This is a genomic window from Micromonospora sp. NPDC051196 (assembly GCF_040682415.1).
Classification (GTDB): Bacteria; Actinomycetota; Actinomycetes; order Mycobacteriales; family Micromonosporaceae; genus Micromonospora.
This window is the reverse complement of the sequence record NZ_JBFBAY010000007.1, coordinates 16,720-38,699: the sequence shown is the minus strand read 5'-3', so window position 1 is coordinate 38,699 and position 21,980 is coordinate 16,720. Positions and strand designations below refer to the sequence as shown.

Sequence of the window (21,980 nt, the reverse complement as noted above, 5' to 3'; positions counted from 1 at the left end):
CGGCTCACTCCTCGCGCTCACTGGCCCGGTCTTCGTTCGCGACTGCGGGGCTCGCAGACCCGGCTCACTCCTCGCGCTCACTGGGAGACCGCCTCGTAGACGAAGTTGAGCAGCGCCTCGTCGCCGTCGCGTCGGCCGTAGGCCGCGGCGGCGGTGCCCATCGCGTGCAGTCGCTGCGGATCACGGATCAGCGGGATCACCGTACGTTCCAGCCAGTCCGGGGTCAGCTCGCCGTCGTCGACCAGCAGCCCGCCACCGGCCTCGACCACCGGCAGCGCGTTGCGCTTCTGCTCCTGATTGCTGTGCGGGTACGGCACGTAGATGGTCGGCAGGCCGATGGCCGCCACCTCCGCGCAGGTCATCGCACCGCCCCGGCCGAGCATCAGGTCGGCGGCGGCGTAGCCGGCATCCATGTCGGACAGGTACGGCAGGCTCACGTACGGCACCGGCAGGTCGGTGGGGATCGGCACCGGCTCGTTGCGCGCGCCCATCACGTGCAGCACCTGGATGCCGTTGCGGGCTAACTCCTTGGCCGCACCGGCCACCGCCAGGTTGATCGACCGGGCGCCCTGCGAGCCGCCCGCGACGAAGAGCACCGGCAGATCCGGGCGGAGCCCGAAGTGGGCGCGGGCGGCGCTGCGCATGGCCACCCGGTCCAGCCCGGCGATGTTGCGCCGCAGCGGTACGCCGACCACCCGCGCGTCCCGCAACGACTCGGCCTGCGCGGGCTGGTGCGGGAAGCCCACCGCCACGTGCTTGGTGAACTTCATACCCAGCCGGTTGGCCACCCCCGGCGGCACGTTCACCTCGTGGATCACGATCGGCAGCTCCCGCCGCCACGCGGCCAGATACGCCGGCACCGAGACGTACCCACCGAAGCCGACCACCACGTCGGCGCGTACCTCGTCGATGACCTTGCCTGCGGCGCGGGCCGCGGTCCACATCCGGCCCGGCGTACGGACCAGGTTCATGTTGACCGACCGCGGGAGCTGGTACGCCGGGATGTTGCGCAGGTCGTAGCCGGCGGGCGGGATCAGCTGGTTCTCCAGGCCCTTCGGTGTGCCGAGACAGGTGATCCGGACGCCGGGGTCGTGTCGGCGCAGGCAGTCGGCGAAGGCGAGCAGCGGGTAGATGTGTCCCCCGGTGCCACCGCCTGCGAGTACCACCGAACGCAGCGGACCCATCAACGTCTCCTCTCGCTCGCCGCCGACCCGCCGCGGCCCCGGCCGTCCCGGGCGCCACGCGGTGCGGCCTGGTCGTCCTCACGCCGCTTGCGGGCCCGGGGCACGGATCCCCGGGCAGCCGGCGGCGACGACGCCGCACGGCGACGCCGACCGGGAAGCGGCGGCAACGGAGCCCACACTAGTCGGACCCATCGGGCGGGCGGACGGGCATGCAGTGCCCGGGCCGCATCGGGTTCCGCGCGGGCGAAAGAGGCCAGCATGCCGACGGCCGCGAGGGTGACGACCAGGGCACTGCCGCCGACCGAGATGAACGGCAGCGGTACGCCGGTCAGCGGCAGCAGGCCGATCACCCCACCGATGTTGATGAAGGCCTGCCCGATCAGCCAGGCGGTGACGCCCGCTGCCGCCAGCCGCCGGAACGGATCGTCGACCCGCCGGGCGATCCGCAGGCCGGTGTAGGCCAGCACGGCGAACAACGTGACCACCACGGCACAGCCGACCACGCCGAGTTCCTCGGCGATCACCGCGAAGATGAAGTCGTTCTCCGCCGCCGGCAGCCAGTCCCACTTGCTGCGCCCCTGCCCCAGGCCGGTGCCGAACCAGCCGCCGTTGGCAATGGCGTACCGGGCCTGCACCATCTGGTAGCAGAGTTCCTCCCGGCACTGCTCCAGCGGCGGCGGGCTGACGAACATGGTCAGTCGTTGCAGCCGGTAGTTGTCCTCCCCCCGGACCCCGGAACCGGCGCCGAGGGAAGCCACCGCGACCAACAGGCCGATGCCGGCCAGACCGATCGCGCTGAGCGTGGCGAAGACCCGCAGCCGCACCCCGGCCGCCCAGAGCAGGCCGATGACCAGCGCCATCAGGCAGAGCATGCTGCCCAGGTCGTTGTAGCCGACCAGCACGAACATCAGGCCCACCACCGGGAACAACGGGGTGGCCAGCTCCCGCCACCAGCCCAGCGCCGCGCCCTTGCGGGCCAGCACGTACGCCCCCCACAGCACCAGCGCGAACTTCGCCACCTCCGAGGGCTGCAGCCCGATACCACCGACGTACAGCCCGAGCAGCTCGGCCTCCAGCGGCCCGATCCTCGCCGGAGCGCCGGTCAACCGCCCGTAGGCCACCAGCAGGTTCAGCAGCACCAGCAGCCCCACCGCGATGGCCAGCACCGGCCGCCCCAACGCCCGGTAGGTGCGTGCCGGCAGGCGCTGGCAGACCCAGAACGCCACGATGCCGATCACCGCGAAGATCGCCTGCTTGACCAGCGAGGCCGAGGCGTTGCCGCCCGCCGCGTAGTCGCGCACGCTGGTGGCCGAGAAGACCATGGTCAGGCCGATCAGCAGCAGCAGCCCTGCGCTGGCCAGCAGCAGATGGTACGAGGCCAGCGGCCGGGCCAGCAGACCCCGCAGCGCGGCCAGCGCGGCGAATCCGCCCATCGCGTCCAGCCCGCGCCATGGGCCGCCCTCCGCTACCGGGCCGGGCCCAGCCGAGCGCGCGGCACCGCCCGTACCGGGTCCTGCGGCCCGCACCGCGTCCTCGCCCCGCGCCGGACCGGCCCCACGGCCGGGCTGCGCCCCTGCCGCCGCGCCGGCCTTCACCGCGGCGCCAGCCTTCACCGTGTCGGCTCTCGCCGCCGCCCCGGCCCTGGCTGCCGCATCGCTGGTCCGTCGCCGGCCAACCGGCTCACCGCCGCTGTCTTCCCGCGCCTCCCCCACAGCGCCATCATCGCCGCTGCCGCCACCCGACACCCCCGGTATCCCCCACTCGGCGTGTCGCACCTGCCCGCACCGCACCACCCTGCCCCGCGTTGATCAAGAGGTTTGCGTCACCGGACGGCCGGATCTCGACGCAAACTTCTTGATCAACCCCGACGGAGGGGTGCGGGGTCAGCCCATGTTGGCCAGGAAGTCGCTGTAGAAGAGGCCAAGGGCGATGGCTACGCCGATGCCGGCGATGATCCAGAAGCGGACCACGATGTTGACCTCGCTCCAGCCGGCGAGTTCGAAGTGGTGCTGCAAGGGCGACATTCGGAACACGCGTTTGCCGGTGGTCTTGAAGGAGATGATCTGGATGACCACCGACATCGTGATGATCACGAACAGGCCGCCGATGATCGGCAGCAGCAGGATGGTGCGGGTGGACATCGCCATGCCGGCGATCAGACCGCCCAGGCCGAGCGCGCCGGTGTCCCCCATGAAGATCCGGGCCGGCGAAGTGTTCCACCACAGGAAGCCCACACAGGCTCCGGCCGCCGCCCCGGCGATCAACGCGATCTCCAACGGATCCCGGACGGCGTAGCAGTAGTTGTTCGGGTTGGCGGTGTACGCCGGGTCGGCACACCAGTGCCGGTACTGCCAGAACGCGATCACCGCGTACGCGCCGAGCACCATCACCGACGCGCCGGTGGCCAGGCCGTCGAGGCCGTCAGTGAGGTTCACCCCGTTGGTCGCCGCCATCACCACGAAGATGAAGATGATCACCGCGCCGATCTTGGTGACGTCCAGGGCCGGGATGTCCCGGATGAAGCTCAGCGTGGTGCTGCCGACCGTCTCGGTGTTGGTCACCGCGCCGGAGGAGTCGGTCATGGTGGACGGGAACCAGAGCGCGACCACGCCGAACACCGCGCCGACCAGGATCTGCCCGAGCAGCTTACCCTTGGCGCTCAGGCCACCGCTGTGCCGCTTGCGTACCTTGAGGAAGTCGTCGATGAAGCCGACCGCGCCGGCGAAGACCATCAGCCCCAGCAGCACCAGCGCGGTGATGGTCGGCTCGACCTGGGCGATCTGCGCATCCGGCAGGGTGGTCAGGGCCAGGTGACCGGCGACGTACGCGATCACGGTGGCGAGGATGAACACCACGCCGCCCATGGTCGGCGTGCCCTTCTTGCCCTGGTGCATCTGCGGGCCCTCGGCCCGGATGGGCTGGCCCGCCTTCAGCCGGGTGAAGACCTTGATCGCGATCGGGGTGCAGAACAGCGAGACCAGGAAGGCCACCCCGATGGCCACGATGACGGCCCTCACGCGGCGCCACCTCCGGCCGCCGGATCAGCCGGGCCGGTGGCGACGGCGCCGGCACGCAGCGCGTCGGCCACCTCCCAGGTCCGGTACCGGGACCCCTTCACCAGGACCACGTCCCCCGGCCGTAGCTCGCTGCGCAGCACCTGAACGGCCGCCGCCTGATCGGTGAGCAGCACCGATTCTCCTCCCCAGTCACCTACCGATGTCGCCCCGTGGTGGATCGGCGCCGCCGCCTCGCCAACCACGAGCAGCCGGTCGACGCCCAACTCGGCCGCGAGCCGGCCCACCTCGGTGTGTCCCTGCGCCTCGAACTCGCCCAGCTCGGCCATGTAGCCGAGCACCGCGACGGTTCGCCGCCCCGCTCCGACGCCGGCCAGCGCACGCAACGCCACCGCCATCGACGCCGGGTTGGCGTTGTACGAGTCGTCGATCACGGTCACCCCGTCGGTGCGTTCGAAGACGTCCATCCGGCGGGTGGAAACCAGACCCAGCGCGCCCAACGCGATGGCCGTCTCGGCCAACGGCATGCCCAGTTCCCTCGCCACCGCAGCGGCGGCGAGGGTGTTCCAGACCTGGTGCCGCCCGGTCAGCCCGAGCCGTACCGGCGCGCTGCCCTCCGGTGTCACCAGGGTGTACGCGGCCCGCCCCCGCTCGTCCAGCGTCACGTCGACCGCCCGCACGTCGGCGTGCGCCGCCTCGCCGTAGCGGACCACCCGGGCGGCCGTACGGGTGGCCATCGCGTCGACCAGCGGATCGTCGGCGTTGAGCACCGCCAGACCGTCCGCCGGCAACGCCTCGACCAGTTCGCCCTTGGCCAGTGCGATGTTCTCCTGCGAGCCGAACTCGCCGATGTGCGAGACCCCGACGTTGAGCACCACGGAGATGCGCGGTGGCGCCACCTCGCACAGGTACCGCACGTGACCGATGCCCCGAGCACCCTTCTCCAGCACCAGGTAACGCGTCGAGGACCCGGCCTGCAACGCGGTGTACGGGTGACCCAGCTCGTTGTTGAACGACCCGGGCGGCGCCACCGTCTCCCCCAGCCGCGCGGTCAGCTGCGCGATCAGGTCCTTGGTGGTGGTCTTGCCGGACGAACCGGTCAACCCGATCACGGTCAACCCGGGCAACCGGTCCACCACGGCGCGCGCCAGCCGGGCCATCGCAGTCAGTGGATCGGCGACGATGACCATGGGCACCCCGGGCACCTCACGGCTGCCCAGTACCGCCACCGCACCGGCCTGCACAGCCGAGTCGGCGAAGTCGTGCCCGTCCACCTTCTCGCCGTCGAAGGCGACGAAGAGCCCGCCGGAGGTGACCTTGCGGGAGTCGAACTCCACGCCCGCGGTCACCTGTGCGGCCGGGTCGGCGGCGACCAGCCGCCCGTCGACGGCCGACGCGATCTCGGCCAGACTCAGTGCGATCATCGCTGGCCTCCCAGGCTGCCGAAACGGGCCCGCAGCGCGTCGGCCAGTTCGGTCACGTCGTCGAACGGGTACACCTCACCGGCGATCTCCTGACCACGTTCGTGGCCCTTGCCGAGCACCGCCACCACATCGCCGGGCTCGGCCAGCCGGACCGCTTCGTCGATCGCCGCCCGCCGCCCGGCCACCTCGACGATCCGGGCCGGAGTGCCGGCCCCGGTCGCCCCGGCGAGCACCTCCGCGCGGATCGCCGCGGGTTCCTCCGTGCGGGGATTGTCGTCGGTCACCAGCACCACGTCGGCTCCCTGGGCGGCGGCGGCGCCCATCGTCGGCCGCTTGCCCCGATCCCGGTCACCGCCCGCGCCGATCACGCAGATCAGTCGGCCGCTGCTCATCTCCCGCAGGGCGGCCAGCACCGCCACCACCGCATCGGTCTTGTGGGCGTAGTCGACGACCCCGCGTACCCCGCCGGCCACCCCCACCGACTCCAGCCGCCCGGGTACCCCGCCGCAGGCCGCCACCCCGGCCGCCGCGACGGCCGGGTCCACCCCGGCGGCGACCAGCACGGCGACGGCCAGCAGGGCGTTCGCCACGTTGTGCCGTCCGGGCAGCGCCACCCCGGCGTCGAGCACCAGCCCGTCCGGGCCGTGCATGGTGAACCGCTGGGCGTACCCTTCGCCGCCGACGTTCTCCGCCCACCAGGTGGCCGCCGGGTCACCCACCGCCGAGAAGCTGACCGTCGTGGGCTTGAACAGGGCCTTCAACGCCGGATCGTCATGATTGAGCACCTCGACGGTGCAGCGACCGTCGAAGAGCCGCGCCTTGGCCGCGAAGTAGTCCGCGGCGTCGGCGTGGAAGTCGAGGTGGTCGGAGCCGAAGTTGGTCCAGCCACCCACGTCGAAGCGCACCCCGCCGACCCGCCCCATCGCCAGGGCGTGGCTGGACACCTCCATGACCACCGCAGTGACCCCGCGCTCGAGCGCGGCGGCGAGCATCGCGTGCAGGTCGGTGGCCTCCGGCGTGGTCCGTACGCTGTCCAGCACCAGATCGCCGAGGCGGGTCTCCACGGTGCCGATCAGGCCGGTGGTGTGACCGGCGGCCCGCAACCCCGACTCGACGAGGTACGCGGTCGAGGTCTTGCCGGCGGTGCCGGTCACCCCGATCACGGTCAACCTCTCGGTGGGGTCGCCGTAGACGGCCGAGGCGAGCGTGCCGAGCACCGCACGCGGGTCCGCCACCTCCAGGACCGGCAACCCGTGCCCGGCGGCGAGCTCGACACCGGCCGGGTCGGTGAGCACGGCCACCGCGCCGGCCGCCGCCGCGTCGGCGACGAACTCCGCGCCGTGGCGCCGAGCGCCGGGCAGGGCCGCGTACAGATCGCCGGGATGGACCTCACCGCTGGCGTGGGTCACCCCGGTCACCACCGGATCGACATCGGTGGGGGGCGCCACGGCGAGCCGGGCGGCTAGGTCACCGAGCCGGATTCCGGTCACGGTACGGGGACGAGGATTGCCGCGCACGGCGTCAGACCCTACCCGGTCGCCCGCTCGCGGCCGCACGGCGCGCCTGAATCTCCGCCACAGGGAGTCGAAGCGCAGGTCGGACAGGCTCGGGAGCAGACAGGCAGAGTCGACTCGCCGGCAAACCGGGCCGGCGAGTCGACAGCTGAGCAGACCCCGCTACGGGAACACGGTGAACTTCGGCGGCGGCTCACTCGACGGCGGCACCTTGAAGTGCCGGAGGGTGAAGGTCATTATGTCGCGGAACGCCGGGGCTGCGACCTTTCCGCCGCCGCCGCTCGGGCTGTGCACGAAGACCGCGATCACGTACCGCGGATTCTCCGCCGGTGCCATCCCGATGAACGAGGCGACATCACCGGGCTGCTTCTTGCCGTCGACCAGCCGCCAACCGGTGCCGGTCTTGCCGGCGACCCGGTAACCGGGCACCGCGGCGGCCAACCCGGTGGCGTTCTCCACGGTGGTGACCGCCTCCATGATGGTGCGCAGCGCCTTGGCGTTCTCCGGGCTGAGCACCGAATGGGTCGCCGGGGCCTCGGCCGGGGTGCGGTTGCCCTGCGGGTCGATCGTCTCCTTGACCAGATGCGGCTGGATGTACGTGCCGTCGTTGGCGATGGCGGCGTACGCGGCGGCCATCTGCAACGGGGTGGCGTCCACGCTGTGCCCGATCGGCACCGACCCGCGCGACGAGTCGCTCCACTCCGACAGCGGCAGCAGCCGGCCACCGGCCTCACCGGGCATGCCGACCCCGGTCGGCTTGCCCAGGCCGAAGCGACGCTGGTAGTCGATCAGCCGTTCCGGGCCGAGCTTGTCGGCGATCTGGATGGTGCCGACGTTGGAGGAGTAGGCCATCATCCCGGCCACGCTCATCCGCCGACCGTTGGCGAAGTGCGTGTCCGGGAACCAGGTGTCGCCCTTGCGGATGGCGTTGGACACGGGGAACGACGTGTCGGGGGTGATCACCCCTTCCTGCAGGGCCGCCCCGAAGGTGATCGCCTTGTGCACCGAGCCCGGGTCGACCACGAAACTGGTGGCCGCGTCCTCCCGGTCGGTCGGTTCGCTGGCCTGCGGTCGCGCCGCGTTGTAGGTCGGCTCGCTGGCCTGGGCCAGCACCTCACCGGTACGGGCGTCCAGCACCACCGCCGCAGCGGTGCTGGCCTGTGCCGCCTTGGCCTGCTCGCTGAGGATCCGCTGCGTCATGAACTGCAGGTCCCGGTCGATGGTCAACACCATAGAACTGCCCGGCTTGGCCGGGGTGGTACGGCTGTAGCCGCCGGGGATCGGCGCACCGAGACCGATCTCGAACGTCCGCTCGCCGTCCTCGCCGTGCAGCAGGTCGTCGTAGCGCGCCTCCAACCCCTCCAGCCCGGCCATGTCGAGGCTGGTGAAGCCGATCAGGTTGGCCGCCAGGTCACCGCCAGGCACCTCGCGTCGCTCGTCACGCTGGGTGTAGATGCCCGCCAGGTCGAGCGCCATGATCTCGCGGGCGCGATCGATGTCCACCCCGCGAGCCAGGTACTCGAATCGCGAGTCGACGCCGTTGATCCGCTTGCGGGGTTGCATCTTCTCGGCCAGGTCCGAGGCGGGGATGCCGAGCAGTGGGGAGAGTGTCCGGGCGGTCGTCTCGATGTCCTCGACCCGGGTGGGATCGGCGTAGACGTACCGGGCCTCGACGCTGTGTGCCAGGGCCGCGCCGTCCCGGTCGTAGATCGCCCCGCGCGGCGCGGGTAGTTGCACGGTCCGCAGCCGGTCGGCGACGCCGCCGTCGGCGTACGCCGGGGTGTCCACCGCCTGGAGCACGACGAGCCGGATGCCGATCGCCACGAACATGGCCATCACCAGCGCGGTGCCCAGCCGCAGTCGGCGGACCGGATCGGCGAGCCTGGGCGGGCGGGGCGGCTTGCGCGCCGGACGACGGGAGGCGGCCCGGTCCTGGTCCCGGCCGCCGACCCGCCGGCGTGGCGGCTCGGCCGCCTCACCACGCGGGGTGCGGGCGGTGACGGTACGCACCACCGTGGCCCGGCCGGTGCCGCCGTCCCGACGGGCCGGGCCACCCTGCCGGCCACCACCCCGGACCGCCGCCGCCCGACCGCCGTCGAGCACCTGCAAGGCCGGCCGGAACGGATCCTGCGACCGGTTGCTACGCGGGGTACGCCGCTGCTCGGCCCGCCCCGCCGCCGGGGTGGCGCCTTCCCGGATGGTCCGACCGCGTGGGGTGTACGCGCGGGCGTCGGAGATGCCACCGATGCCCGGTTCGCCGCCGCGCTCCCCGGCGGCGCGCGGTGGTACGCCCCGATCCGATGCACCACGCGACGAACCGCGCCGGGAGCCTGTGGCGTCCCGGCGCGGTTCCTCCGACCTCGATGGCACGGTCTACCCCTCCGCGCCCTGGGTGCTCGTGATCGACGCCTGCCCACCGGCGGGCTGCGGCACGCCGATCAGCTTGCCGTCCGGCAGCCGGATCAGCGCTGGCTCGCCGGACTCGACCAGGCCCAGCTTGCGGGCCTGCGCGGCCAGATTGCCCGGCGCCTCGGCGTCGGCGATCTGCTTGGTCAGCTGCTGCTGCTCCACGTCGAGCTTGGCCTGCTGCTCCTGGAGTTCGAGCAGCCGGAAGGCGTTCTCGTTGATCTTCGTGTTGACCGCCAGGATGCCCAGCACCCCGCCGACGACCAGCATCACGATCAGCGCCGCGAACGGCGCCCGAGGCACCCGTACCGGCGGCGGCGGAGCGACCCGCAGCTGCGGTGCCGCCTCCCGCTGCGGCTCGGTGACACCGGTCCGCTCGACCGGCCGCAACGCGGCGCTGCCCTCGGTGCGGAACTCGCGCGCCCCCCGGGCGCGAGTCTGCTCCAGCGGGCTCATCGGCTCCGTACGCCGGCCGGTGTCCCCGGCCCCCCGGGCCCGCTCCGCCGCGATCCGGCCCCCCGACCGCGGTACGCGCTGCCCGACGCCGGCCACATTCCGGCGCTTGTCCACGCTCATGTTCCCTCCCCCTCTTCGTCCGTCGTCTCCCCCGGCCGCGGACCCGATCCGGATCCGGTGGCCGATCCCGTCCCCGGTTGGTGCATCGCCTTGACCCGGCGGCGGTACCGTTCGCGGTCGGTACGCCCCTGCTGCCGGGCCTGCGGGTCGATCCGTTCCGCCGCCCGCAGCCGCACCGAGGCGGCGCGCGGGTTGGCGGCGACCTCCGCCTCCCCGGGTAGCTCCGCGCCCCGGCTGAGCAGCCGGAACGTCGGCTCCGACCCGGGCAGTTCGACCGGGAGGTCGACCGGGCCGGTGCTGCGGACCCGGCCGGCGAGCGCCTGTTTGGTGAGCCGGTCCTCCAACGAGTGGTAGGACAGGACCACCAGACGACCGCCGACGGAGAGTCGGTCCAGGGCGGCCGGCAACGCCGTCTCCAGCGCTGCCAGTTCCCTGTTTACCTCGATCCTCAAAGCCTGAAACGTTCTCTTTGCCGGGTGTCCCCCGGTTCGTCGGGCTGGTGCCGGAATCGACTCCCGGACCAGCTCGGCCAGTCGCGCCGAGGAGGTGATCCGGGCGCGTTCCCGCTCCCGGATGATCGCCGAGGCGATCCGACCGGCGAACTTCTCCTCGCCGTACACCCGCAGCACCCGGGCCAGCTCCGGGTGGGTGTACGTGTTGACCACCTCTTCGGCGGTCACCCCCCGGGTCTGGTCCATCCGCATGTCCAGCGGCGCGTCCTGCGCGTACGCGAACCCGCGGTCGGGCGCGTCGAGCTGTAGCGAGGAGACGCCGAGGTCGAACAGGATTCCGTCCACCGTCGGATAGCCCAGCCGGTCGAGCACCTCGGGCAGTTCGTCGTAGACGGCGTGCTCCAGGTGGATCCGATCGGCGAAGCGGGCCAGCCGCACCCGGGCGTGGGCGAGTGCCTCGGTGTCGCGGTCCAGGCCCACCAGGATCGTCTCCGGATGAGCCTGCAACACCGCCTCGGCATGACCGGCCAGACCCAGCGTCGCGTCGACGTGCACGGAGCGCCCACCCCGGCCCAGTGCGGGGGCCAGCAGCTCGAGACACCGCTCAAGCAGCACCGGCACGTGCGTGCCGCGTAGCTCCCCCATGTCGACCCCCACTGGCTTGACCCTGTTGAATTTCGCGTCCTGCTCGTCGGACGACGCCGTGCCGTCGTACCGCCAGATCCCCATCCGCTCCCCGCCCGCCCGTCGGGCCACAGCCCTCCGTGTCGGATCGTGCGCCTGGCACCGGGGAAGGGATGCCAGGAACTCGAAAGCGGCTGGAGATCTCGCAGTACGTCGGGCGTCGTCACGCCCTACAGACCGCCGGGCAGCACCCCTTCCTCGATGTCGGCGAAGTCGTCTTCGCTCTCGGCGAGGTAGGTCTCCCAGGCGACCTTGTCCCAGACCTCCACCCGGGTGCTCGCGCCGATGACCACCAGGTCCCGGTCGAGCCCCGCATAGCTGCGCAGGTGTGCCGGGATGGTCACCCGGCCCTGCTTGTCGGGCACTTCGTCGTGTGCGCTGGCGAAGAAGACCCGGCTGTAGGCCCGGGCCGCCTTGTGCGTCATCGGCTGCGCACGCAACTGATCCGCGATGCGCTGGAACTCAGGCGTCGGGAAGACGTAGAGGCAGCGCTCCTGCCCTTTGGTGATCACGACACCCCCCGCCAGCTCATCCCGGAACTTCGCCGGAAGGATCAACCGGCCCTTGTCGTCCAGGCGTGGAGTGTGGGTGCCGAGAAACATCGGCCCAACCCCCTCGCCCTTCTAGCGGCGTTCGCGCGCCGCTGACCCCCCGGGCCGGTGGGCCCTCCCGGCCTCACCAATGCGCCCCACTCTACTCCACTTCCCTCCACCCGCAACCAGATTCGACCGCGTGGCGCGCCATGTTGGACGACAAAACCGCACGTCAGTCGGGGTGGAGCGGAGTGGAGGGCGGAGCGCGCCCTCAGCCAGCGTCCGCTTTCCGACATAGATCAACTCCACCCGGCTGAGCACCACCGGTCCCATCGCCGACAAAGCCCACCCGAACGGATCGGCGATCTGACCCCTGCCATGGTCCGGTAACCTCGCTCGCGTGACGGACGCGAAGATGCCCCTGCGGGCGAAGGTGGCCAGTTCCGTGTCACGGACAGCTGCGGCGCTGTCGCGGGCTGCGGGCCGTGGCGACGGCTCGGTGATCGGCGGCTGGATCGGCCTGAAGATCGACCCGGACCTGTTGGCCCACCTGTCCGCCGGACGGGCCATCGCGCTGATCTCCGGCACCAACGGCAAGACGACCACCACCCGGCTGGCCGCCGCGGCGGTCGGCGTCCTCGGGCGGGTCGCCACGAACTCGTTCGGTGCCAACATGCCCACCGGCCATACCTCTGCGCTGGCGAAGGCGGGCAGCACACCGTACGCCGTGCTGGAGGTCGACGAGCACTACCTCGCGCAGGTCATCGAGGCGACCGAGCCGCACGTGGTGGCGTTGCTCAACCTCTCCCGCGACCAGCTGGACCGCGCCAAGGAGGTCGCCATGATGGCGCAGCTCTGGCGCGCGGCGCTGGTCCGGCACCCCGACATCCGCATCGTCGCCAACGCCGACGACCCGATGGTGGTCTGGGCGGCCACCCCGCCGGCCACCCACGACCAGCGGATCACGCCGCCGCACGTCACCTGGTTCTCCGCCGGGCAGCGCTGGCACGACGACTCCTGGGTCTGCCCCGAGTGCGGGTCCACCATCCAGCGCTCCGGGGAACAGTGGTGGTGCACCGGATGCCCGCTGCGCCGCCCGCAACCCCAGTGGACGGTCGACGACGAGGGCGTCCTGGACCCGACCGGGGCCTGGTTCAAGGTCAAGCTCCAACTCCCCGGCAAGGTCAACGTCGGCAACGCGGCCACCGCACTGGCCGTCGCCGCCGAGTTCGGCGTCCGCCCGTTCGACGCGGTTCCCCGCCTGGCCGACGTCACCTCCGTCGCCGGACGGTACGCACAGGTCGTCCGGGACGGGCGTACGGTCCGGCTGCTGCTGGCCAAGAACCCGGCGAGTTGGCTGGAAGCGTTCGACATGGCCGAGCTGGCGCCGACACTGCTGTCCATCAACGCGCGGGATCCCGACGGGTTGGACACCTCATGGCTGTTCGACGTCGACTTCGCCCCGCTGCGCGGACGTCAGGTGCTGATCACCGGCGACCGGGCGTACGACCTGGCGGTCCGCCTCGACGTCAACGACGTGCCCTTCCAGCACGTACGCACGTTCGACGACGCCGTCCGGGCGGTACCACCGGGACGGTTGGAGGTCATCGCGAACTACACCGCGTTCCAGGACATCCGAGCGGAGTTGGACCGTGTCAACTGAGACCCTGCGCATCGTCTGGATCTACCCCGACCTGCTGTCCACCTACGGCGACCGGGGCAACGTGCTGATCCTGGCCCGGCGGGCGCGCCAGCGCGGGTTCCCGGTCGAGGTGCTGGAGGTCCGCTCCGACCAACCGTTGCCGACCACCGCCGACATCTACCTCATCGGTGGCGGCGAGGACGGCCCGCAGGCGCTCGGCGCGCAGCGGCTGCTCGCCGACGGCGGGCTGCACCGGGCCGTGGCCCAGGGCTCGGTGGTGTTCGGGGTCTGCGCCGGCTACCAGCTGCTCGGCACCTCGTTCTTCGCCAAGGGCACCCAGTACCGCGGCCTGGAGTTGCTCGACCTCAGCTCGGACCGCGGCGCCAGCCGTGCGGTCGGCGAGCTGGCCGGGGACATCGACGCCCGGCTGGGCCTGCCGCCGCTGACCGGCTTCGAGAACCACGGCGGCCGTACCCAGCTCGGCCCCGGGGTCGCCCCGTTGGCCCGGGTCACCGCCGGAGTCGGCAACGACGGCGCCACCGAGGGGGCGTGGCGGGGCAAGCTGCTCGGCACGTACTCGCACGGGCCGGCGCTGGCCCGCAACCCGGCCCTGGCCGACCTGCTGCTGCGCTGGGCCACCGGCGCGCAGCAACTGCCGCCGCTGGACGACACCTGGGCCGACCGGCTGCGCGCCGAGCGTCGAGCCGCGGTGGCCGCTGCCGCCCGGCCATGATCCCGGCCGTCCGGCGGCTACTGGACTACTGGCGACCGGCGAATCCGGTCGCCGCCAGGGCGCCGGTCGTCCGGTTCTGTCTGCTCCTGCTCCTGCTCGCCGGATTCGGGGTGGCCCTGTTGGTGGTGCCGCACCCCGATCCGACGGCGCTGCCGCAGTTCGGCGACCGGCTGGGCGCCCTGGCCCCGGTCGCCGGCGTCTTCGGCGGAGCCCTGCTGCTGGTGGCCCTGGTCCCCCGTACGTTCATCACCCTCGCCGCAGGCGCCGTCTTCGGTGCCCTGGAAGGTGCCGCGTACGCACTCGCCGCCGCCCTGCTGGCGGCGGCGATCGGCTTCGCCGTGGGCCGGCTGCTCGGCCGGGACTTCGTCGCCGAACGGGTACGCGGCCGGTTGGCTCGGCTGGATCGTTGGTTCACCCGGCAGAGCGTGTTCGGGGTGATCACCGTACGGCTGCTGCCCATCTCCGGGTTCGGCCTGGTCAGCTACGGCTACGGCACCACCGGCGCCCGGCTCCTGCCGTTCCTCGCCGGCAGCGTGATCGCCTCCGCGCCGACCGCGTTCGGCTACGCGGCCCTCGGTGCCGCCGTCACCTCCCCCGGCGGGATCAACTGGTACGCCGCCACCCCCGCCGCCCTGGGCTTCATCGCCAGTGCGGTACTGATCGCCCGCTGGTGGCGCGCCGAACGACGCCCGTCCCACCATCCCTGACCACCCACCCCCACCACCGCGCGAAGTTACGGGGTCGGTGGCGGTCAGCGGGGTGGGGTGACCAGGCCGGTTTCGTAGGCGGCGATGACCAGGTGAACCCGGTCCCGGGCACCGAGCTTGCTGAACAGCCGGGCCACATGCGCCTTCGCGGTCGCCACGCTGATCACGAGTTGCTCGGCGATCTCGGCGTTGGACAGGCCCCGACCGACCAGGGTGAGCACCTCGCGCTCCCGGTCGGTGATCCCGGCCAACAACCGCGGCCGGGACGCCGCTGCCGGCCGGCGGATGAACTCGGCGATGAGCCGGCGGGTCACCCCCGGGGCGATCAGCGAGTCTCCGGCGGCCACCACCCGGATCGCGGCGAGGATGTCCTCCAGCGCCATGTCCTTGACCAGAAAGCCGCTCGCCCCGGCGCGTAACGCGCTGTGCACGTGCTCGTCGTCGTCGAAGGTGGTGAGCACCAGCACCCGGGTGGGGCCACCCGCCGCGATGATCTGGCGAGTCGCCTGGATGCCGTCCGTGCCGGGCATCCGCAGGTCCATCAGCACCACGTCGGGCACCGCCTCGCGGGCCAGGCGCACCGCCTCGGCACCCGTGGCGGCCTCTCCGACCACCTCGATGTCCGGCACGTCGGCGATCAGCACCCGCAGCCCGGCCCGGACCAGCGGCTGATCGTCGGCGAGCAGCACCCGGACGCTCACCGCCGCACCGCCGCACCCGGCAGATCGCCGCCGGTCGTGTGATCACCGTTGGCCGGCCGGGCAGCGTCGATCGGTCCGGCCTGGGTCGGCGGCTCATCGCCGTCGGTCGGTACGGAGAGCGGCAGCCGAGCGGTCACGTGGAAGCCGCGCTCGGGTCGAGGGCCGGCGTAGAACTGGCCGCCGAGGGCCTGGACCCGCTCCCGCATCCCGACCAGCCCATGCCCCTCGACACCTATCGATCCACCCCGGCCCTCGTCGACGACCTCCACCGCGACCAGGCCGGGAACACACCGCACGGCGACCCGGCAGGCGTCGACGCCCGCGTGTCGTACCACGTTGGTCAGCCCTTCCTGAACGATGCGGAACGCGGCGAGGTCGACCTCCGGCGGGACCGGGTGCTCGCCGTACCGATGCAGCTCGACCCGGACCCCGGCGTCGGCCGACGCCGCGACCAGGCGGTCCAGGTCCGCCAGGCCGGGGGGCGGATCCAGCGACGCCGCCTCCCCCACACCGCGACGCAGCATGCCGAGGGTACGCCGCAGCCCGGCCAGGGTGTCTCGGCTCGCCGCCTCGATGGTGGCGAGCGCGGCCCGGGCCTGCGCCGGCTGAGTGTCGATGACCCGGGCACCCACACCGGCCTGGATGGCGATGACGCCGATGCTGTGCGCCACCATGTCGTGCAGTTCCCGGGCGATGCGCAGCCGTTCCGCAGTGACCGCTTCGGCGGCGGCGTGTGCCTGCAACGCGACGGCGTGTTCCCGCCGCGTCCGTACCGAGTTGCCGAGCGCCCAGGCGGTCACGACCGCCAGCACGGAGAGCGCGGCCTGGTCGACGGGTTCGACGACGCCGTTCGCGAAAGGCGCGAGGAGTTGGGTCACGAGCACCACGGCGGCAGCGATCCCGGACACCCGGCGGGACCGGCTCGCGGCGACCACGCCGAGCGCCGCGTCGACGGCGAGGAACTGCACGTTGAACAGGACGGTGTGGTACTCCTGGGTCCAGCCGTGCAGGAGGATGCTGGTCCACGTCGCCCCGGCGAGCATCAGCCCCAGACCGGTCAGCGGCCGACGGCGCAGCAACGCCGCCGGCAGGGCCACGATCGACAGCGGCACCAGGTACCGCTCGGGCAGCCACCAGCCCACCAGGCCGATCCCGTCGCCGCTGGTCTCCGCCCGCAACGTCAACGCCCAGAGCACCGGCAGGACGGCCACCCCGGCCCAGACCAGCACCGCCCGCACCGCCGACAGGGCGGTCCGGGACCGGCGCGAGACGGTGGTGTCCACGGGCACACGGTATCCAGCCAGGCACGGTGTGGCATCGGCCCACGGGCGTACGCCCGCAGGCCACCACCCGACGCCCGGTGTAGCCGGCGGGGTGACGCCGACCGACCCGTCGCCGGGCAGCGTGGCAGACATGATCGAACTGCACGGACTGACCAGGCGGTACGGGCGCACCACCGCCGTCGACGATCTGACCCTGACCGTCCGTCCCGGCCAGGTGACCGGCTTCCTCGGCCCCAACGGCGCCGGCAAGTCCACCACCCTGCGCATGGTCCTCGGGCTGACCGCGCCGACCAGCGGCACCGCCACGGTCGGCGGCGTCCGGTTCCGCGACCTACCCCGAGGGCTGCGGCACGCCGGCGCGCTGCTCGACGCCGGGGACGTGCACGGTGGGCGCAGCGCCCGAGCCCACCTGGCGGCGCTGGCCCGCAGCAACGGCCTCGGGGTCGACCGGGTCGACGAGGTGCTGGGCCGGGTCGGCCTCGACGGTGTGGCCGATCGCCGGGTCGGCCGATTCTCGCTCGGCATGCGGCAGCGCCTCGGCATCGCCGCCGCCCTGCTCGGGGACCCACCGGTGCTGCTCTTCGACGAGCCGTTCAACGGGCTGGACCCGGAGGGGGTCCGCTGGGTACGGGAGCTGTTCCGGCGGCTCGCCGCCGAGGGCCGCACCGTCTTCGTCTCCAGTCACCTGATGGGCGAGATGGAGCACTGTGCCGACCAACTCGTGGTGATCGGCCGAGGCCGGTTGATCGCCGAGGAGTCCCTGGCCGAGTTCGCCGCCCGCGCCGGCCGGTCGGAGGTGGTCGTGCGTACCCCCGATCCGGCATCGCTGGTGACGGCGCTGGCCGCCGAGGGTGCGACCACACGGTCCGATCCGGACGGGACGCTGGCGGTGACCGGCGTGACCGCCGAGCGGATCGCCGAGCTGGCCCTCGGCCTGCGGATCCCGCTGCACGAACTGACCACCCGCACCGCCTCGCTGGAGGAGGCTTTCATGGCGCTCACCGCCGCTGACGTCGAGTACGCCGCCGGGGAGGACCGATGACCACCGTCCCCACTGCGCCTGCGCGCACGCGGCAGCCGGCCCGCTACCGGGACCTGCTCGCCGCGGAATGGATCAAGCTTTGGTCGCTGCGCTCGACCTGGGGCGCGTTCGCCCTGATCGTGCTCGCCATGGTCGGCCTCGCCGTGCACGCCGCGCTGGCCACCCACGCGGGCTGGCCGGACTGGCCGGCTGAACGGCGAGCGGTACGTTCCCCGCTCTGGGACGCCTTTCCCACCGAGGCGCAGATGTTCGTCGTCCTGGCGGCCAGTGGCGTCGGCGCGGTCGCGATCGGCGGCGAGTACGCCTCCGGGCTGATGCGTACCACCTTCGCGGCCGTTCCCCGGCGCGGCGCCGTGGCCGCCGCGAAGCTGACCGTGCTGACCGGCGTGCTGACCCTGCTCGGACTGCTCGGCGCGGCGGCGGCGTTCACGGTGTCGCAGGCGATCCTCGCCGACGTCGGCGCGGGCATGTCGATCGGCGACCACGGCGCGCTGCGCGGTCTCGCCGCGTCCGCGCTGCTGGTGCCGCTCTGCGCGCTGGCCGGCATGGCCCTGGCGGCGCTGACCCGGCACACCGCGCCCGCGATCGTCGCCGCCGCGACCGTGCTGCTCCTGCTGCCCACCGCCGTCAGCGCCGACGAACGCTGGAGCGCGCTGATCCGGCACGCCATGCCGGTGCCGGCCTGGCAGCGGTTGATGGAGCCGACCGGTCCCCCGCCGTGGATCAACGACCCCTACCCGGCCACCGTCACCTGGTCCTGGACCACGTACGCCGTCTGGGCAGCGGTGGCCGCCATGGTCACCGTGCTCGCGCTGCACCGCCGCGAGCCGTAACGCCGACGCGCCTGCTCGCTCGGTGTTTGTTAACAAGGGGCCCTTCCTCTACACGAGGCGTTAAGAAGGGCCCCTTCCTTCACAGCACCACGGAGACCATCCGGCCGGCGATCACGATGACCTTGCGCGGCTCCTTACCGGCCAGGACAGCGGCCACCGCCTCCAGCGCCTGCTCCCGCACGGTTTCCTCAGTCGCGTCGGCGGGGACCTCGATGCGGCCCCGGACCTTGCCGTTGACCTGCACCGGGTAGGTGACCGACTCGGCGACCAGCAGGGCCGGGTCGGCGACCGGGAAGTCCGCGTAGGTCAGCGAGGTGTCGTGACCCAGTCGCCGCCACAACTCCTCGGCGATGTGCGGGGCGACCGGCGCCAGCATCAGCACCAGCGGCTCGGCCACCTCACGCGGGGTCGCCGGCAGTCGGGTCACCGCGTTGGTCAGCTCGATCAACTTGGCGATCGCGGTGTTGAACCGGATCCCCTCCATGTCGCCCCGGACGCCGTCGATCACCTTGTGCAGCAGCCGCCGGGTCGCCTCGTCGGCCGGGGTGTCGACCACCCGCGACGCGCCGGTCTGCTCGTCGACGACGGCCCGCCAGACCCGTTGCAGGAACCGGTACGAGCCGACCACCGCCCGGGTCTCCCACGGGCGGGACACCTCCAGCGGCCCCATCGACATCTCGTACACCCGGAAGGTGTCGGCACCGTAGGCGGCGCACATCTCGTCCGGGGTGACGATGTTCTTCAGGGACTTGCCCATCTTGCCGTACTCGCGGTTGACCTGGACGTCGCCCAGGTAGAAGCCGCCCTCGCGCTCGACGACCTCCTCGGCGGGCACGTACGCGCCCCGGGCGTCGGTGTACGCGTACGCCTGGATGTAGCCCTGGTTGAACAGCTTGCGGAACGGCTCGAAGCTGGAGACGTGGCCCAGGTCGTACAGCACCTTGTGCCAGAAGCGGGCGTACAGCAGGTGCAGCACGGCATGCTCGGCCCCGCCGACGTACAGGTCCACCCCGCCGCAGTCGCCCTCGCTGCGCGGGCCCATCCAGTACCGCTCGTTGTCGGCGTCGACGAACCGCCCGTCGTTGGTCGGGTCCAGATAGCGCAGTTCGTACCAGCAGGAGCCGGCCCACTGCGGCATCACGTTGGTCTCCCGGGTGTACCGCTTGGGCCCGTCACCCAGGTCCAACTCGACCTCGACCCAGTCGCGGCGGCGCGACAGCGGCGTCTCCGGGTCGCTGTCGGCGTCTCCCGGGTCGAAGGTACGCGGCGAGAAGTCGTCCACCTCGGGCAGCTCGACCGGCAGCATCTCCTCCGGCAGCGCGATGGCGGCGCCGTCGGCGTCGTACACGATCGGGAACGGCTCGCCCCAGTAGCGCTGCCGGCTGAACAGCCAGTCCCGCAGCCGGTAGGTCGTCGCGCCCTGGCCGTTGCCGGTCTCCTCCAGCCAGGCGATGATCCGGGCCTTGGCGTCGGCCACCCCCAGCCCGTTCAGGTCCAGGCCGCGCTCGGGCGCGGCGCTGTTGATCGCCGGACCGTCCCCGGTGTACGCCTTGCCGTCGAAGCCCTCCGGCGGCGCCACGGTACGCACGATCGGCAGCTCGAAGAGATCGGCGAAGTCCCAGTCCCGCTCGTCCTGCGCGGGCACCGCCATGATCGCGCCCGTGCCGTAACCGGCCAGCACGTAGTCGGCGATGAAGATCGGGACCTGCCCGCCGGTGACCGGGTTGGTGGCGTACGCGCCGGTGAAGACGCCGGTCTTCTCCTTCGTGTCGGCCTGCCGCTCGACGTCGGTCTTGGCCGCCGCCGCCTTGCGGTACGCCTCGACGGCGGCCCGGGGGCTGGCGTGCCCACCGGTCCACGCGTCCCGGGTCCCCTCCGGCCAGGCGCCCGGCACCAGCGCGTCGACCAGTTCGTGCTCGGGCGCCAGCACCATGTAGGTGGCCCCGAAGACGGTGTCCGGCCGGGTGGTGAAAACAGTGATGCGGGCTTCGCCCGCAGAATCGGAATCACGGGTCGCGGCCGGGAAGGAGATGTGGGCGCCGGTGGAGCGGCCGATCCAGTTGCGCTGCATCAGCTTGATCGGCTCGGGCCAGTCCAGCTTGTCCAGGTCGTCCAGCAGCCGGTCACCGTACGCGGTGATCCGCATCATCCACTGCTTCAGGTTGCGCTTGAAGACCGGGAAGTTGCCCCGCTCGGAGCGGCCGTCGGCGGTGACCTCCTCGTTGGCCAGCACCGTGCCCAGCCCTGGGCACCAGTTCACCGGCGCCTGCGACACGTACGCCAGGCGGTGATCGTCGACGATCCGGCGACGCTCCACATCGGACAGTTCGCCCCACGGGCGCCCGTCCGGGGTACGCCGGGTGCCGCCGGCGAACTCGGCGATCAGCTCACTGATCGGGCGGGCCCGACCGGCGTCGCGGTCGTACCAGGAGTTGAAGATCTGCAGGAAGATCCACTGCGTCCAGCGGTAGAAGTCGGTGTCGATGGTGGCCACCGAACGCCGCTGGTCGTGGGCCAGCCCCAGCCGGCGCAACTGCTCCCGGTACCGCCCGATGTTGGCCTCGGTGGTGGTCCTCGGGTGGGTGCCGGTCTGCACCGCGTACTGCTCGGCGGGCAGGCCGAACGCGTCGAAGCCCATCGCGTGCAGCACGTTGCGCCCAGCCATCCGCTGATAGCGGGCGAAGCAGTCGGTGCCGATGTAGCCCAGCGGGTGCCCCACGTGCAGACCCGCGCCGGACGGGTACGGGAACATGTCCAGCACGTACAGCTTCTCCGCGCCGGACCGTGGGTGGGTCGGGTCGGCCAGCGGACCGGACGGGTTCGGCGCGTGGAAGGTGCCCTCGCCTTCCCAGACGTCCTGCCAGCGGCGTTCGATCTCGTCGGCCAGCGTCGCGGTGTACCGGAACGGTGGCGTGTCGCTCGTCGGGGTGGCTGCCTCGCTCGTTCGCTGCCGCTCGCTCATGGCCTTCTCCTCGCGTCGCTCGGCGGAGTCTGTCGGAGTGCTGGCTGGTCTCGGGTCTGTCTCGCCGGCCCGTCCCCGAAAGGGGCCGGCGGCGGGCACGAAAAAGCCCCTCACGCAGGAGGGGCCGCCGTGCTGTCGCGCGTTCAGCGCATCAGCACGGCTGGGTAAGCAGGAAGACTCCGGCCATGTCCGGCAGTCTACCGCCAACTGGTACGGCCCTGCCGTCCGCCACCCCTACGCCCGGACTCGTCGCGGGGTGTGGCGGCCAGTGACGGCGCCGGACGGCGTCG

Annotated in this window: 17 protein-coding genes; 5 read left to right on the top strand and 12 right to left on the bottom strand. The window is 72.3% G+C overall.

All coding sequences use genetic code 11. From position 1 onward, the window contains the following. Positions 1-77 precede the first annotated feature (77 nt). From murG to mraZ, 9 genes are all read right to left on the bottom strand, one after another. Positions 78-1,184: an undecaprenyldiphospho-muramoylpentapeptide beta-N-acetylglucosaminyltransferase gene (gene murG / locus AB0M35_RS15615; protein ID WP_363745769.1), complete on the bottom strand. Its 1,107-nt coding sequence runs from the start codon at positions 1,182-1,184 to the stop codon at positions 78-80. After that, a complete protein-coding gene (locus AB0M35_RS15610; protein ID WP_363746190.1) occupies positions 1,184-2,617 on the bottom strand; it encodes a putative peptidoglycan glycosyltransferase FtsW in 1,434 nt (477 codons plus the stop codon). Before AB0M35_RS15610 ends, murG begins: the two co-directional genes overlap by 1 nt. A gap of 450 nt (positions 2,618-3,067) precedes the next feature. After that, positions 3,068-4,201, bottom strand: a complete 1,134-nt coding sequence (gene mraY, locus AB0M35_RS15605; RefSeq protein ID WP_363745767.1) for a phospho-N-acetylmuramoyl-pentapeptide-transferase — start codon at positions 4,199-4,201, stop codon at positions 3,068-3,070. Continuing rightward, the gene (gene murF / locus AB0M35_RS15600) at positions 4,198-5,622 is read right to left on the bottom strand and encodes a UDP-N-acetylmuramoyl-tripeptide--D-alanyl-D-alanine ligase (RefSeq protein WP_363745765.1); all 1,425 of its coding nucleotides are present in this window, start codon (positions 5,620-5,622) and stop codon (positions 4,198-4,200) included. Before murF ends, mraY begins: the two co-directional genes overlap by 4 nt. Next, a complete protein-coding gene (locus AB0M35_RS15595) occupies positions 5,619-7,139 on the bottom strand; it encodes a UDP-N-acetylmuramoyl-L-alanyl-D-glutamate--2,6-diaminopimelate ligase (RefSeq protein ID WP_363745763.1) in 1,521 nt (506 codons plus the stop codon). The genes murF and AB0M35_RS15595 overlap by 4 nt, the downstream gene beginning before the upstream one ends. Positions 7,140-7,298: 159 nt before the next feature. Continuing rightward, positions 7,299-9,506, bottom strand: coding sequence for a penicillin-binding transpeptidase domain-containing protein (locus AB0M35_RS15590; RefSeq protein ID WP_363745761.1), 2,208 nt, complete (start codon positions 9,504-9,506; stop codon positions 7,299-7,301). A gap of 3 nt (positions 9,507-9,509) precedes the next feature. After that, entirely contained in the window at positions 9,510-10,118 is a 609-nt protein-coding gene (locus AB0M35_RS15585) for a hypothetical protein (RefSeq protein WP_363745759.1), read from the bottom strand. Further along, positions 10,115-11,215, bottom strand: coding sequence for a 16S rRNA (cytosine(1402)-N(4))-methyltransferase RsmH (rsmH, locus tag AB0M35_RS15580; protein WP_363746189.1), 1,101 nt, complete (start codon positions 11,213-11,215; stop codon positions 10,115-10,117). Before rsmH ends, AB0M35_RS15585 begins: the two co-directional genes overlap by 4 nt. Positions 11,216-11,424: 209 nt before the next feature. Then, positions 11,425-11,856, bottom strand: coding sequence for a division/cell wall cluster transcriptional repressor MraZ (mraZ, locus tag AB0M35_RS15575; protein ID WP_363745757.1), 432 nt, complete (start codon positions 11,854-11,856; stop codon positions 11,425-11,427). 346 nt (positions 11,857-12,202) lie between these two features. Here mraZ and AB0M35_RS15570 point away from each other — a divergent pair, with 346 nt between their 5' ends. From AB0M35_RS15570 to AB0M35_RS15560, 3 genes are read left to right on the top strand one after another with little or no spacing between them, the layout of a single operon-like run. Next, the gene (locus AB0M35_RS15570) at positions 12,203-13,450 is read left to right on the top strand and encodes a MurT ligase domain-containing protein (RefSeq protein ID WP_363746188.1); all 1,248 of its coding nucleotides are present in this window, start codon (positions 12,203-12,205) and stop codon (positions 13,448-13,450) included. Beyond that, positions 13,440-14,162, top strand: coding sequence for a glutamine amidotransferase (locus AB0M35_RS15565; RefSeq protein WP_363745755.1), 723 nt, complete (start codon positions 13,440-13,442; stop codon positions 14,160-14,162). Before AB0M35_RS15570 ends, AB0M35_RS15565 begins: the two co-directional genes overlap by 11 nt. Next, the gene (locus AB0M35_RS15560) at positions 14,159-14,869 is read left to right on the top strand and encodes a VTT domain-containing protein (protein ID WP_363745753.1); all 711 of its coding nucleotides are present in this window, start codon (positions 14,159-14,161) and stop codon (positions 14,867-14,869) included. Before AB0M35_RS15565 ends, AB0M35_RS15560 begins: the two co-directional genes overlap by 4 nt. 44 nt (positions 14,870-14,913) lie before the next feature. Here the strand turns inward: AB0M35_RS15560 and AB0M35_RS15555 are convergent, their stop codons facing one another. Continuing rightward, positions 14,914-15,570 carry a response regulator transcription factor gene (locus tag AB0M35_RS15555; protein WP_363745751.1) on the bottom strand — a complete coding sequence of 219 codons (657 nt, stop codon included), beginning with the start codon at positions 15,568-15,570 and terminating at the stop codon, positions 14,914-14,916. Then, positions 15,567-16,853, bottom strand: coding sequence for a histidine kinase (locus AB0M35_RS15550; RefSeq protein WP_363745749.1), 1,287 nt, complete (start codon positions 16,851-16,853; stop codon positions 15,567-15,569). Before AB0M35_RS15550 ends, AB0M35_RS15555 begins: the two co-directional genes overlap by 4 nt. A gap of 130 nt (positions 16,854-16,983) precedes the next feature. Between AB0M35_RS15550 and AB0M35_RS15545 the strand changes: the two genes are divergently transcribed. Then, the gene (locus tag AB0M35_RS15545) at positions 16,984-17,895 is read left to right on the top strand and encodes an ATP-binding cassette domain-containing protein (protein ID WP_363745747.1); all 912 of its coding nucleotides are present in this window, start codon (positions 16,984-16,986) and stop codon (positions 17,893-17,895) included. Then, positions 17,892-18,728 carry a hypothetical protein gene (locus AB0M35_RS15540; protein WP_363745745.1) on the top strand — a complete coding sequence of 279 codons (837 nt, stop codon included), beginning with the start codon at positions 17,892-17,894 and terminating at the stop codon, positions 18,726-18,728. The genes AB0M35_RS15545 and AB0M35_RS15540 overlap by 4 nt, the downstream gene beginning before the upstream one ends. A gap of 79 nt (positions 18,729-18,807) precedes the next feature. Here the strand turns inward: AB0M35_RS15540 and leuS are convergent, their stop codons facing one another. Further along, positions 18,808-21,690 carry a leucine--tRNA ligase gene (gene leuS, locus AB0M35_RS15535; RefSeq protein ID WP_363745743.1) on the bottom strand — a complete coding sequence of 961 codons (2,883 nt, stop codon included), beginning with the start codon at positions 21,688-21,690 and terminating at the stop codon, positions 18,808-18,810. Between the last annotated feature and the right edge of the window lie 290 nt (positions 21,691-21,980).

What these genes read in the sequence shown, in the direction of transcription:
- AB0M35_RS15540 (WP_363745745.1), top strand. Translation starts at nt 17,892, where the DNA reads ATGACCACCGTCCCCACTGCGCCTGCGCGCACGCGGCAGCCGGCCCGC.
- murF (WP_363745765.1), bottom strand. Translation starts at nt 5,622, where the DNA reads ATGATCGCACTGAGTCTGGCCGAGATCGCGTCGGCCGTCGACGGGCGG.
- mraZ (WP_363745757.1), bottom strand. Translation starts at nt 11,856, where the DNA reads ATGTTTCTCGGCACCCACACTCCACGCCTGGACGACAAGGGCCGGTTG.
- murG (WP_363745769.1), bottom strand. Translation starts at nt 1,184, where the DNA reads ATGGGTCCGCTGCGTTCGGTGGTACTCGCAGGCGGTGGCACCGGGGGA.
- AB0M35_RS15570 (WP_363746188.1), top strand. Translation starts at nt 12,203, where the DNA reads ATGCCCCTGCGGGCGAAGGTGGCCAGTTCCGTGTCACGGACAGCTGCG.
- AB0M35_RS15585 (WP_363745759.1), bottom strand. Translation starts at nt 10,118, where the DNA reads ATGAGCGTGGACAAGCGCCGGAATGTGGCCGGCGTCGGGCAGCGCGTA.
- leuS (WP_363745743.1), bottom strand. Translation starts at nt 21,690, where the DNA reads ATGAGCGAGCGGCAGCGAACGAGCGAGGCAGCCACCCCGACGAGCGAC.
- rsmH (WP_363746189.1), bottom strand. Translation starts at nt 11,215, where the DNA reads ATGGGGGAGCTACGCGGCACGCACGTGCCGGTGCTGCTTGAGCGGTGT.
- AB0M35_RS15560 (WP_363745753.1), top strand. Translation starts at nt 14,159, where the DNA reads ATGATCCCGGCCGTCCGGCGGCTACTGGACTACTGGCGACCGGCGAAT.
- AB0M35_RS15545 (WP_363745747.1), top strand. Translation starts at nt 16,984, where the DNA reads ATGATCGAACTGCACGGACTGACCAGGCGGTACGGGCGCACCACCGCC.
- AB0M35_RS15610 (WP_363746190.1), bottom strand. Translation starts at nt 2,617, where the DNA reads ATGGGCGGATTCGCCGCGCTGGCCGCGCTGCGGGGTCTGCTGGCCCGG.